The 12,205-nt window shown below is 62.9% G+C and carries 12 protein-coding genes, 1 pseudogene and 1 riboswitch; of the genes and pseudogenes, 7 read left to right on the top strand and 6 right to left on the bottom strand.

Annotated features, from left to right (window positions below; genetic code table 11):
* Positions 1–23 precede the first annotated feature (23 nt).
* From NKH43_RS18790 to NKH43_RS18780, 3 genes and pseudogenes are all read right to left on the bottom strand, one after another.
* Positions 24–409, bottom strand: a pseudogene (locus NKH43_RS18790) (nuclear transport factor 2 family protein).
* Between the two features lie 16 nt (positions 410–425).
* The gene (locus NKH43_RS18785; RefSeq protein WP_352859383.1) at positions 426–872 is read right to left on the bottom strand and encodes an OsmC family protein; all 447 of its coding nucleotides are present in this window, start codon (positions 870–872) and stop codon (positions 426–428) included.
* A 52-nt stretch (positions 873–924) separates the two neighbouring features.
* Positions 925–1,905: a zinc-dependent alcohol dehydrogenase family protein gene (locus NKH43_RS18780; RefSeq protein WP_352859381.1), complete on the bottom strand. Its 981-nt coding sequence runs from the start codon at positions 1,903–1,905 to the stop codon at positions 925–927.
* A 128-nt stretch (positions 1,906–2,033) separates the two neighbouring features.
* Here NKH43_RS18780 and NKH43_RS18775 point away from each other — a divergent pair, with 128 nt between their 5' ends.
* On the top strand, positions 2,034–2,633 hold the full coding sequence (locus NKH43_RS18775) for a TetR/AcrR family transcriptional regulator (RefSeq protein WP_352481740.1): 600 nt from the start codon (positions 2,034–2,036) through the stop codon (positions 2,631–2,633).
* Between the two features lie 217 nt (positions 2,634–2,850).
* Here the strand turns inward: NKH43_RS18775 and groL are convergent, their stop codons facing one another.
* On the bottom strand, positions 2,851–4,506 hold the full coding sequence (gene groL, locus NKH43_RS18770; protein ID WP_352481739.1) for a chaperonin GroEL: 1,656 nt from the start codon (positions 4,504–4,506) through the stop codon (positions 2,851–2,853).
* 62 nt (positions 4,507–4,568) lie between these two features.
* Positions 4,569–4,865, bottom strand: coding sequence for a co-chaperone GroES (gene groES, locus NKH43_RS18765; protein ID WP_006333965.1), 297 nt, complete (start codon positions 4,863–4,865; stop codon positions 4,569–4,571).
* Between the two features lie 228 nt (positions 4,866–5,093).
* Here groES and NKH43_RS18760 point away from each other — a divergent pair, with 228 nt between their 5' ends.
* A complete protein-coding gene (locus NKH43_RS18760) occupies positions 5,094–6,029 on the top strand; it encodes a bifunctional helix-turn-helix transcriptional regulator/GNAT family N-acetyltransferase (RefSeq protein WP_352859378.1) in 936 nt (311 codons plus the stop codon).
* Positions 6,030–6,066: 37 nt separating this feature from the next.
* Here NKH43_RS18760 and NKH43_RS18755 read toward each other — a convergent pair whose 3' ends face one another.
* Positions 6,067–6,900 (bottom strand): GyrI-like domain-containing protein, encoded by an 834-nt coding sequence (locus tag NKH43_RS18755; RefSeq protein WP_352859377.1) that lies wholly within the window; start codon positions 6,898–6,900, stop codon positions 6,067–6,069.
* 295 nt (positions 6,901–7,195) lie between these two features.
* Positions 7,196–7,399: riboswitch (cobalamin riboswitch) on the top strand.
* A gap of 92 nt (positions 7,400–7,491) precedes the next feature.
* Here NKH43_RS18755 and NKH43_RS18750 point away from each other — a divergent pair.
* From NKH43_RS18750 to NKH43_RS18730, 5 genes are all read left to right on the top strand, one after another.
* A complete protein-coding gene (locus NKH43_RS18750) occupies positions 7,492–8,286 on the top strand; it encodes an ABC transporter ATP-binding protein (protein WP_352859376.1) in 795 nt (264 codons plus the stop codon).
* A 36-nt stretch (positions 8,287–8,322) separates the two neighbouring features.
* Complete coding sequence (locus tag NKH43_RS18745) at positions 8,323–9,270, top strand: ABC transporter substrate-binding protein (RefSeq protein WP_352859375.1); 948 nt, start codon at positions 8,323–8,325, stop codon at positions 9,268–9,270.
* Positions 9,271–9,299: 29 nt separating this feature from the next.
* Positions 9,300–10,286: a FecCD family ABC transporter permease gene (locus tag NKH43_RS18740; RefSeq protein WP_352859374.1), complete on the top strand. Its 987-nt coding sequence runs from the start codon at positions 9,300–9,302 to the stop codon at positions 10,284–10,286.
* 82 nt (positions 10,287–10,368) lie between these two features.
* A complete protein-coding gene (locus NKH43_RS18735; RefSeq protein WP_023717107.1) occupies positions 10,369–10,848 on the top strand; it encodes a MarR family winged helix-turn-helix transcriptional regulator in 480 nt (159 codons plus the stop codon).
* Positions 10,845–12,023 carry an HlyD family secretion protein gene (locus NKH43_RS18730; RefSeq protein WP_023717108.1) on the top strand — a complete coding sequence of 393 codons (1,179 nt, stop codon included), beginning with the start codon at positions 10,845–10,847 and terminating at the stop codon, positions 12,021–12,023. Before NKH43_RS18735 ends, NKH43_RS18730 begins: the two co-directional genes overlap by 4 nt.
* Positions 12,024–12,205 lie beyond the last annotated feature (182 nt).

The following is a 12,205-nucleotide window of genomic DNA, read 5'->3' as shown; positions in this document are numbered from 1 at the left end:
GAAAGATCGCGGGCAGCGCAAACCTAACCCTTCACGTAGCCCATGGCCTCGACGATCCGACCGCCCTCGACGCGCATCAGGTTGACGCCTCGCAGCGAATTGCCGTCGGCCATCCAGTAGCGCCAGCGGATCGTTGCCCGGTCGCCGGCGACGAAGGTTTCTTCGATGTCGAAGCGCGTGCCGGGTCCGGTCGCGATCGCCGACCACAGTTCGACGCAGGCGCCCTTGCCGATGCGGCGGGCGCCGTCCGGGGCCGGCGTGGTGTTCTCGATCACGCAATCTTCCGCCACCAGATCGTCGAGCGCCGACGGGTCGTGGCGCTGAAGACGTCGTTGTAGCGCCGCATGATCTCGGCCGTCTCGGCGGAGCGTTTGGCCGCGGCGATGTCGATGATGAGTTCCTGTGTCATTGGATATTCCTTCCCTTCAGTGATCAGCAACGGTTTCGACGAGGCGGGCCTTGAGCGTGATCGCCGCGACGCCGGCCAGCGCCCGCGACACGAGGCAGCTCTTCTTGGCCGTCTGCGCCAGCCGCTCGAAATCCCCGGCAGCCAGCCCGGCCACGCTTGCCTCCGTCTCCAACTCGATACGGGTGATCGTCGGTCCGGCCGCGGTGGCGCCGAGATGCGCTTTCGCGATCGTGTGAATGCGTGCGGGAGTATAACCTTCGCGGCCCAGGATGGCGCTCAGCGCCATCGAGAAGCAGCCGGCATGCGCCGCCGCGATCAATTCCTCCGGGTTGGTGCCGGGACCGTTCTCGAAACGCGACGGGAAGGAGTAGGCGCCTTCGAATACGCCGCTGCCTAGCCTCAGCCGGCCCGAACCTTCTTTCAACGATCCCTGCCATTGGGCCTCTGCTTCACGAATGGTCATTGTGTCTCTCCTTTGATTTGAGGGGGTCGATCAGATTTTGGGGGCGAACCAGTCAGGCGCCGTCGACGACCACTTTCCCGAAGACGTCGCCTTGCTGGAAATAACGGTAGGCGTCTTGGGCCTCGTCGAAGGCGAACACCTTGTCGATGACAGGCTTAAGCCGATGCACCGAGATGGCGCGCAGCATGGCTTCGAGGTTGGTGCGATTGCCGACGAAGAGGCGGCTGATGGTGGCGAGGCTGCGCTGGTAGACCGGGCCGGGGATCTGCACCGTCCCGCCTTTCGCATCCTGTATGGTGAGAAGCACGATGCGCCCGTAAAGCGCGCAGGCGATCATCGATTGCGCGAAGGTCGGCGGGCCGCCGGTCTCGACGACGAGGTCGATGCCACCGGTTTGCTCGCGCACAGCTGCACCCCATTCCGGCATGTCGGCCGTCGAGACGACGAGGTCGGCGCCCAGCGCCCGCAGCCGGTCCAGCTTCTCGCCGCGCGAGCTGACGGCCACGACCCGGCAGCCGAGCAGCTTGGCGAATTGCAGCGCAAACAGCGCGACGCCACCTGAACCGATGACCAGAACCCACTGCCCGGGCTTCGGCATCTCGGCCGCCGTCACGGCATTCCAAGCGGTCAGGCCGGCACAGGTCAGTGTCGCCGCTTGATGCCAGTCGAGATGATCGGGAAGCCACACGGCCCATTGCTCGTCGAGCACCGCGTATTCAGTCAGCATCCCGTCCAGCGTGCAGCCAAGCTGGTCGATCAGCCCGGCATTTATGCGGCCATCAATCCAGCGTGCAAAATAGCTGCCGGTGATGCGGTCGCCGGCGGCAAAGCGGGTGACGGCATCTCCGACGGCAACGACTTCCCCGGCACCGTCGCTCAGCGGGATAACGCCTTGGCGCGGCGTCAGCGGATAGGTGCCGTTGAGGATCATCGTATCGCGGCGGTTGAGCGATGTGGCGCGGACACGCACGACGATCTCGTGCGGCTTCGGCGTCGGCTGCGTCCCGTCGCGCATCACCAGGCACTTGGTCACGCCGGTTCCTTTAAGACGATAACTACGCATTCGCCCCTCGCTGATATATAGACTGATCTACATATTATATAGACCGGTTGTCATATTCGAGGCAAGGCCTATAATGCTCGTTCCTGACAGAGGTTGACATGGCGAACGACACCCGCATCCGCATACTCGAGACAACGGCGCTGCTGCTGAGGCAGCGCGGCTACCACGGCACGTCGCTCAACGACATATTGAGTGCCTCAGGTGCACCAAGGGGCTCGCTCTACTTCCACTTTCCGGGCGGCAAGGATCAGCTGGTCGTCGAGGTTACGCGCGATAGCGTCGCCGATGTGACGCAGAGGCTGGACGCCGCGCTCGCTGCCGAAAAAGATCCGGCGGTGGCGGTCCACCACATCTACCAATCGGTCGCGCGCATGCTGGAAGACAACCAGTTCACGCTCGGTTGCCCGATCGCGCCCGTGGTGTTGGATTCGCCGACCGACATGCCGGAGTTGGCTGAGTTGTGCCGGTCGGCCTTCGAGCAATGGATAGGCCTGCTCAGGGCGGCCTTCGTCAGGGCAGGGGTGCCCGAGCGCCGCGCGCACGCGCTGGCGCTGCTGGTCGAATCATCGCTGGAAGGGCTGATGGTGATCGCACGCGCCACCCGCGACCGCGCCCCGGTGCTGGCGGTAGCCGATGAGGTCGCGGCGCTGATTGAGGGGGCATTGCCGGCGAAAGAGATCGCAGTCACGGCGCATTGACGTTTCGCGCTTCCACGGCATCGAGGCCAGCGCGGAGCCCTGCCGAAGGGCCGACGCTCCAGCTCTGCAATTCACGTTCTGCGCCGACGCCGAAGAAACGGTCAGGGGTATGCTTCCGCTTGCTTTGGAATCGGACCGCCTCTCATCCTCCGTCCCATCAACGAAAAAGGGCGACCTCTCGGCCGCCCTTTCCGTACATGAAGGCTGATGGGTTGGATTAGAAATCCATACCGCCCATGCCGCCCATGCCGCCGCCGCCCATGCCGCCAGGCATGCCGCCGCCAGCCGACTCCTTCTTCGGAGCCTCCGCAATCATGGCTTCGGTGGTGACCAGCAGGCCGGCGACCGAGGCCGCGTCCTGCAGAGCCGTGCGCACAACCTTGACCGGATCGACGATACCCATGGCGATCATGTCGCCATATTCGCCGGTCTGGGCGTTGTAGCCGAAGGTCGCGCCCTTGTTCTCCAGGATCTTGCCGGCAACGATCGATGCTTCCGCACCGGCGTTGGCCGCGATCTGACGGGCCGGAGCCTGCAGCGCGCGACGCACGATGCTGATGCCGGCGGTCTGGTCGGAGTTGGCGCCGGTTGCCTTGATGCTCAGCGAAGCGCGCAGCAGTGCGACGCCGCCGCCGGGAACGATGCCTTCTTCGACGGCCGCACGGGTCGCGTTGAGGGCGTCATCGACGCGGTCCTTCTTTTCCTTGACTTCCACTTCGGTCGCACCGCCGACGCGGATGACGGCAACGCCGCCCGCCAGCTTGGCGAGACGTTCCTGCAGCTTCTCCTTGTCGTAGTCCGAGGTGGTCTCCTCGATCTGCTGCTTGATCTGGGCGACGCGGCCCTGGATCTCGGCCTTCTTGCCGGCGCCGTCGACGATGGTGGTGTTCTCCTTGGAGATCGACACCTTCTTGGCGCGGCCGAGCATGTTCAGGCCGACATTCTCGAGCTTGATGCCGAGGTCTTCGGAGATGACCTGGCCACCGGTGAGGATAGCGATGTCTTCCAGCATGGCCTTGCGGCGATCACCGAAGCCAGGCGCCTTGACGGCGGCGATCTTCAGGCCGCCACGCAGCTTGTTGACGACGAGCGTGGCCAGGGCCTCGCCCTCGACGTCTTCCGAAATGATGACCAGCGGCTTCGAGGTCTGCACGACAGCCTCGAGGATCGGCAGCATGGCCTGCAGGTTGGAGAGCTTCTTCTCGTGGAGAAGAATGTAGGCGTCTTCCAGATCCGCAACCATCTTCTCGGCGTTGGTGACGAAGTAGGGCGAGAGATAACCGCGGTCGAACTGCATGCCTTCGACGACTTCGAGCTCGGTCTCGGCGGTCTTGGCTTCCTCGACGGTGATGACGCCCTCATTGCCGACCTTCTGCATCGCTTCCGCGATCATCGAGCCGACCGAAACGTCGCCATTGCCGGCGATGGTGCCGACCTGGGCAACCTCTTCCGAGGTCTTGATCTTCTTGGCGTTCTTGATCAGCGTCGCGACGACGTCGGCGACGGCGAGGTCGATGCCGCGCTTGAGGTCCATCGGGTTCATGCCGGCGGCAACCGCCTTGTGGCCTTCCTGGACGATCGACTGTGCCAGAACGGTCGCGGTCGTGGTGCCGTCGCCGGCGATGTCGTTGGTCTTCGAAGCAACTTCGCGGACCATCTGCGCGCCCATGTTCTCGAACTTGTCTTCAAGCTCGATTTCCTTGGCGACGGTGACGCCGTCCTTGGTAATGCGCGGTGCGCCGAACGACTTGTCGATGACCACGTTGCGGCCCTTGGGGCCGAGCGTGACCTTCACCGCGTCGGCGAGGATGTTGACGCCGCGCAGCATGCGCTCACGAGCGTCGCGGGAGAATTTTACGTCTTTGGCAGCCATTTTTAGCTCCTGGCAGGGGCTTGGATTGAGCCCGAAGATTTAAATGAGGGTGAGGCCGATATTCAGCCGATGATGCCCATAATGTCGGCTTCCTTCATGATCAGAAGGTCTTCGCCATTGAGCTTGACTTCGGTGCCCGACCACTTGCCGAACAGGATACGGTCGCCGGCCTTGACGTCCAGCGGGACGAGCTTGCCGGCTTCGTCACGGGCGCCGGAACCGACGGCGATGATCTCGCCTTCCTGCGGCTTTTCCTTCGCCGTGTCGGGAATGATGATCCCGCCCGCGGTCTTGGATTCGGATTCGACCCGACGAACGACCACGCGGTCATGAAGCGGGCGGAACTTCGACTTTGCCATTTTTTATTCCTCGATGAGAATGGTGAGAACAGTTCCTCCGTCCGGCGGCGCCGGACATGGTTAGCACTCATCTTGGGGGAGTGCTAACGTGGCGCTGAAATAGTCTGGCAACTCGCGCGAGTCAAGGCGCCCGGTGAGCATCATCAGGACAATTGCTTCAAACGGATGCTTCAAATAGATACTTGACCAAGTCAACTAAATCGCTGATCTTGCCCGGAGGAGGATGCCATGACCATTCATCATCACCCAGGCAAGGAGCGGATCGACGCGGTGCGGGCCTTCAACCGCTTTTATACCCGCCAGATCGGGCTGCTCGACGAAGGGCTGCTGAAAAGCACCTTCTCGCTGACCGAGGCGCGGGTGCTCTATGAGCTGGCGCATCGCGATGGCCTGACCGCCACGGATCTTGGGCGCGATCTCGGCCTCGATGCCGGTTATCTCAGCCGGCTGCTGAAGAAGTTCGAGGAGCGTGATCTGGTCGAGCGTGCCACGATCGAGGCGGATGCGCGGCGCTCGTCGATCGCGCTGACCAAGGCCGGGCGGCAGGCCTTCGCACCGCTGAACCAGGGCTCGCACGACCAGGTCGCGGCTTTGCTCGACCGGCTTTCGGATGCCGAACAGGACAGGCTGGTCAAAGCCATGCAGACGGTGCAGCGTTTGCTGGGCGGAAGCGCCGAGCCCAAAATTCCCTATATGCTGCGGCCTCTGCAAGTCGGCGACATCGGCTGGATTATTCATCGCCAGGGCCTGCTCTACGCGCAGGAATATGGCTGGGACGAAACCTATGAAGCGCTGGTCGCCGAAATCCTCGGTGCCTTCGTCAAATCTTTCGATCCGAAATGGGAACGCAGCCGGATCGCCGAGCGGGAAGGCGAGGTCGTCGGCTCCGTCTTCGTCGTGCGCCAGTCGGACGCGGTGGCGAAATTGCGCCTGCTCTACGTCGAGCCCTCGGCGCGAGGTCTCGGCATCGGCAAGCGGCTGGTCGAGGAATGTATCGGCTTTTGCCGCGCCACGGGTTACAGGACAGTGACGCTGTGGACCAACGACGTGCTCGCCGCCGCCCGCCACATCTATGAGTCTGTGGGCTTTAAATTGACCAACGAGGAGTGCCACCATTCCTTCGGCAGGGATCTGGTCGGCCAGAACTGGAACCTGGAACTGTAGCAGCGCTTCCGGCGCTTCGGCGTCGGCCTGCCGTGCCTCACCCTTTGATCGGTATCCAGATTTCCAGCCCGCCATTGCCGCTGCGCGGATCAAATTCGGGGCCGTAACGCTCGAATTCCGGCGCATCGGCGATCTCGTGCCCAGAGGCTGGCAGCCATTTGTTCCAGATCGTGTTGACCGTGCGGCGGATGGTCGAGATATGGTCACGATGGGCGAACACGCCGTATTTCTGCGCCGGCACGCGCACACGCCAAAACTCCCTCGGCAGGTCCGAAAAATCGGACACTTCGACGCCAGCGATGTAGTCGAAATTGCCGGCGTCGTCGCCGTTGACGCAGACGCCATAGGCGACGTCGCCGATCTCGCCAGGAATGTTGCCAATATAGGGGCCGAACCGCTGCCACTGCATCGGGATGCCGGCGCTGGTTTCGCAGCTGTAGCGCTCGCCGAGACCGGCGATGAGAAACGGCCGGCTGGTCTCAAAACGCGGCGGTTCGAGAGTGGCGAGAAAGGACTGGTCCATCAGGATCGGCTCCACAAGATCGAGGTTGTCGAGCGAGCCTTGTGCGCGCACCAGTTCCGGCGTGGTGCCGAACTGGTCGCGGAAGGCGCGGGTGAAGGCCTCATGCGAGGCATAGCCGGCGTCGAGCGCGACCGAGAGGATGTCGGGTGCGCCGGCGCCAAGCTTGCGCGCCGCTTCGGTCAGTCGGCGAGAACGGACGTAGCTCATCACCGAACGGCCGGTAGCCGCGCCGAAAGCCCGCGTCACATGAAAGCGCGACACCCCGCTGCTCTTGGCGACATCGTCCAGCGAGACTGCTTCGGGCAGGTGGCTTTCAACGAACCACAAGGCTTTCTCGATCGGGTTCATTTGGCACCTCGCATTGGCCCAGTCTCCGCATTGGCCCAGTCTTTACATTGGCCCAGTCTTTACATTGGCCATGTCTTATATTGGCAAGATTATGGTGCCGCTTCCTGGCGGAGGCAGTTTGATCGAAATTGCGCACTGCGCAAATCGAGAGCGACGGTCGTCGGCAAGTCGCAGGCGTCGCGCGAAAAGGCTTGACAGGAAGCGGGCAAACGTCCTTTTAAATGTAACGTTATTACATCACGAGGTCTATATGGCTCCTTCTGACAAGACTTATTGCGCTGTGATTGGCGGAAAACTAGGGTGGCTGACTGATGGTCCCCGAGTCGAAAGGCAAGGGGTGAAAAGGGAACACGGTGAGGTCTTCGGATCGAGGCCGTGGCTGCCCCCGCAACTGTAAGCGGTTAGCAACATCCGAAATGCCACTGGCCGGCAAGGCTGGGAAGGCAGGATGGCGCAAAGACCCGCGAGCCAGGAGACCTGCCATCAGCATGAGTTGACCGGACGGGGTGTGCCGGGAGGAGACGTGGACATCGGTCTTGTCGGCCGGTCCGTCCAGCTTCCTTCCGTCGCCATTGAGAAAGTGACGGTAAGTTGGACGCCTCCCTGCCTCTTCTTGAAGCGCGTGAGCTGAGCGCGACGACGAATGGCCAGTGCCTGGTCAGCGCGGTGAGCCTTTCGCTAGCGGCGGGCGACCGCCTCGCCATCATCGGCCCCAACGGCGCCGGCAAGACGACGCTGCTGCGCATGCTATGCGGTACGCTGCGGCCAAGCGCGGGAGAAGTGAGATTTTCCGGACGCCGGCTGGACAGGTTTTCGGCCGCCGAGCGGGCACTGCACATGGCGGTCGTCGGCCAGACCGATCAGCCTGATCCGCGGCTTGCCGTGATCGACTACGTCGAGCTTGGGCGCGTCCCGCATGCCGGCTTGCGTCGGAGGAGGGAGCAACGCGACATCGTCATTGAAGCACTTCGCAGAACCGGCCTGCTGCCGCTGCTCGGCCGCACGCTCGGCTCGCTATCCGGTGGCGAGCGGCAACGCGCCCAGCTTGCACGCGCCATTGCCCAGGAGCCAAAAATCCTGTTCCTCGATGAGCCGACGAATCATCTCGATCCGCGCGCCCGCAGCGAACTTCTCGAACTCGTGGCCGGGTTCGGCATGACCGTCGTGGCGGTGCTTCATGACCTGTCGCTGGTCACGCCATTTGCCGCCAGAGTCGCGGTGATGAACGAGGCCCGCTTGCAGGCACTCGCCGGTCCGCGCGAGGCGCTGACCAAGCAGTTGATCCGCGAGATTTTCGGCGTCGACGTGCTTCGGCTGCGCCATCCCACCGAAGACCGCGAGCTGACGGTCTTCGAGGTCCCGAACCGTGCCGCTTCGCCATCCTGATTCAACCCCATCCTCATTCAAAAAGGAGCAACATCCGTGAATCGCCTTGCATTTTCTCTTGCCTTCTCGTTGCTGACCTCGCCGGCCTTTGCCTTTCCGGTAACCGTTGATAGCTGTGGCACGCCGTTGACCTTCGACGCCGCGCCGAAGCGCGCCGTCATCCAAGATCTGAACATGGCCGAGATGGCCTTTGCACTGGGCCTGCAACCGTCGATCGTCGGCCTGACCGGCATCACCGGATGGTACAAGGTCGGTCCGGAATTCAAGGCCGAGCAAGGTTCGATCCCGGAACTCGCGCCGAAATACCCGACGCTCGAAAACCTCGTCGCGGTCGAACCCGATTTCTTCTTTGCCGGCTGGTACTACGGCATGAAGCCGGGCGGCGAGGTGACGCCCGATACGCTGGCACCGCACGGTATCAAGACGCTGGTGCTGACGGAAAGCTGCGTCCATCTCGACAAGAACCGCCCCGCCGCCTCGATGGACCTGCTCTATGGTGATGTCGAAAAGCTGGGCAGGATATTCGGCAAGGAAGCCGAGGCGCAGAAACTTATTTCGGACTGGAAAGCGCAACTCGCCGACATCACGGCGAAAATCGGCGACCACAAGGGAACGCGGGTGTTTCTTTACGACTCCGGCGAAGACAAACCCTTCACGTCAGGCAAGTTCGCGATCCCCAGCGCCATGATCGCCGCAGCCGGCGGTGACAACATCATGGCCGACATGCAGACGAGCTGGGGCAACACGGATTGGGAAACGGTCGCTTCCCGCAATCCGCAGTTCCTTATCCTGCTCGACTACCAGGATGGCGGCGGCTACAGGAAACTGCTCGATTTCCTGAAAGCCCACCCGGCGATGAAGGAGACCGACGCGGTCAAGAATGAGCGCTTCGTCGCGTTGCGCTATGCCGAACTGACACCTGGGCCGGCTAATATCGAGGCGATCGGCAAGATCGCCAGGGCGATGCACCCGGAAGCTTTCTGAGCTTGCGCCACAGGCCGTTCGAATTGGCAATGGCAGCAGGAGCAGCGGCAATTGTCGCTCTTTTTCTGCTGTCGATCGCCTATGGGTCGACGATCATCGCGTTGAGCGATGTGGTTGCTGCGCTCGGACATGCCGCCGGGCTGGACGGAGACATCGTGTCCGGTCCAGCCGGCAAGATTGTTGTCGATCTCAGGCTGCCGCGCACGATTATGGCCATCTGTGTCGGCGCTGGGCTGGGCGTCATCGGCGCGCTGCTGCAGACGGTGACGCGCAACGACCTCGCCGATCCGTTCCTGTTCGGCCTGTCTTCCGGTGCCGCGGCCGGCGCGGTCTCCGTCATTACCATTTTTGGTGATCATTTCGGCATCTGGACATTGCCGGTCGCGGCCTTCACCGGCGGCGTATTGGCCGCAGGTATCGTCCTTTTGCTGGTTTCGCGGGTGAGGGGGCAAGGCCCCGAACGGCTGATCCTCGCCGGGCTTGCCGTCTCGTTCCTGTTCACCGCCTTGACCAACTATCTGGTCTTTGCCGGCGACCAGCGCGCCGCCCACTCGGTCCTGTTCTGGACGATGGGCGGGCTCGGGTTGGCCCGTTGGGACAATGTCGGGCTGGCTGCTCTGGGCGCAGGAACCATCCTTCTCTACGGACTTTGGAACCATCGCCGGCTCGACGCTTTCCTGGCCGGCGAGAATGCCGCCGAAAGCCTCGGCGTGCCGGTAGCGCGGATGCGCAGGATGACATTTCTCGTCGCCGCTTTCTCGACGGCGATCCTTGTTTCGGTCGCAGGCGTCATAGGTTTCGTTGGCCTGATGATCCCCCATCTGTCCAGGACCCTGGCCGGCCCGCTGCATCTGCGCCTGATTGCAAGCTGCGCCCTCTTCGGGGCGGTGCTGTTGCTGGCAAGTGACCTTCTTGCGCGCACGCTATTGCCACCGCAGGAACTGCCGATCGGCATCATCACCAGTTCGGTCGGCTCTTTCTTCGTGGTCACGATGCTCATTCGCAATCGCTCATGATGTGACTGCCATGCACATTTGCCGCCTTCTGGCACAATCCGGGTTCCTTGAATTATGAGCACGCTTATTATATATGGCGCTCATGGTTTCCGACGGCATCGACAGATTGGGCTTTTTGATCCACGACGTGCAGCGCCTGATGCGCAAGCGCTTCGAGGCGCGCGCCAGTGGTTTCGGCCTTTCTTCGGCGCAATGGCGGCTTCTGGTCCGTGTCGCCAAGGAGGCGGGTGTCGCGCAGGCGCGGCTTGCCGAGCTTCTCGAAATCGAGCCGATCAGCGTCTCGCGCCTTGTCGATCGCATGGAGGAGGGCGGCTGGATCGAGCGCCGTCCCGACGCAACCGACAGACGAGTGCGCATGATTTTCCCGACCGCCAAGGCGAACGCAGCCTACGCCCACGTCAAGAGCCTTGCCGGCGAGGTGTATGAGGAATCGCTCGTTGGCGTTTCGCCGGAAGATCGCCGCGTCCTGGTCAAGGCGCTGGAGACAATGGTGCAGAATCTTGCGGATGGTGAGACGCCGCCCTCGGAAAAAGTGAAGAATACGGAAGGCGCAGCAGCATGAACGCGGTAGCCAAAGTAGATAAGAATGCGGCCAAGCTGGAGATGGAAGCTCCCGCGAAGCCGGCGGCAGCTCCGGTAACGGTCGCTCCGCAGGTAGCTCCGGCGCCAGTGGCGCCGAAGAAGAAGCGTCGTGCCGGCCGCTTCCTTTTGATGTTTGTGCTGCCCGCTGCGTTGATCGCCGGCGGCAGCTATGTCTGGGTGACCGGCGGCCGCTATCAGGAGACCGAGAACGCCAATCTGCAGCAGGCCAAGGTGTCGATAGCCGCCGATACGGCGGGCCGCATCGTTCAGGTCGATATTTTCGACAACCAGTCTGTCAAGCAGGGCGACGTGTTGTTCGCCATTGATCCCGAGCCCTACCGGATCGCATTGGCCCAGGCCGATGCGGCGGTGGCCGGCGCGCGGCTCAATGTCGAGCAGCTGCGTGCGGCCTACAGCCAGGCGCTGGCGCAAGAGAAGTCCGACGAAAGCCAGGTCCAGTACGCGCAGTCGCAGTATGACCGCGCCGCCGACCTTGCCCGCAAGGGCATCAACGCCAAGTCGTCGCTGGACGAGGCCAAGAACGACCTCGACAAGGCCAAGCAGCAGCTGGCCGTGGCCCAGCAAGGGATCGTCAGCGCCAAGGCGGCACTTGGCGGCAATCCCGACATCGAGACCGACAAGCATCCGACAGTGATGGCGGCGCTCGCTGCACGCAACAAGGCGGCCTACGATCTGGTCCAGACAACAGTCAAAGCGCCTGCCGACGGCATCATCAGCCAGGCCGCTTCGTTCAAGGTCGGCCAGTATGTCGGCTCGGGCACGCCGCTGTTTTCGCTGGTCGAGACCGGCGATACCTGGGTCGACGCCAATTTCAAGGAAACGCAGCTCACCAACATGAATCCGGGCCAAAAGGCCGAAATCGTGGTCGACACCTATCCGGGCAAGACGTTCGAAGCCACCGTCAAGGCGATTGGCGCCGGCACCGGGGCCGAGTTCTCGCTGCTGCCCGCGCAGAACGCCACCGGCAACTGGGTCAAGGTCACGCAGCGCATTCCGGTCCGCCTGGAGTTGACCGACGCCGACGCCAAGATGGCGCTGCGCACCGGCATGAGCGCGACCGTCACGGTGGACACCGGCGTTTCCCGCGGGCTGCCGGGCATTTTCCGCCGCGCCACGGCAGGCGAGGCCAAGTAAAGAGGCCTGACAGCGGCCGCATGGCAAACAGCGAGATGGATGCAGGTGACAGGATTGGTCCGAGGGAGGCGCAGGAAGAGTTGAATGCGTAGACGGGCTGCGCTGCGGCCTGGCTAAACCAGACAACGTTGCGCAGGATCTTCGGTCCTCAGGTTTCCGGGCGGCAGGCGCCCGCTTTGTCG

The organism is Mesorhizobium sp. M1163, assembly GCF_040318415.1.
In the GTDB taxonomy this organism is placed as follows: Bacteria; Pseudomonadota; Alphaproteobacteria; order Rhizobiales; family Rhizobiaceae; genus Mesorhizobium.
This window is presented reverse-complemented; position numbering and strand designations above follow the sequence as displayed.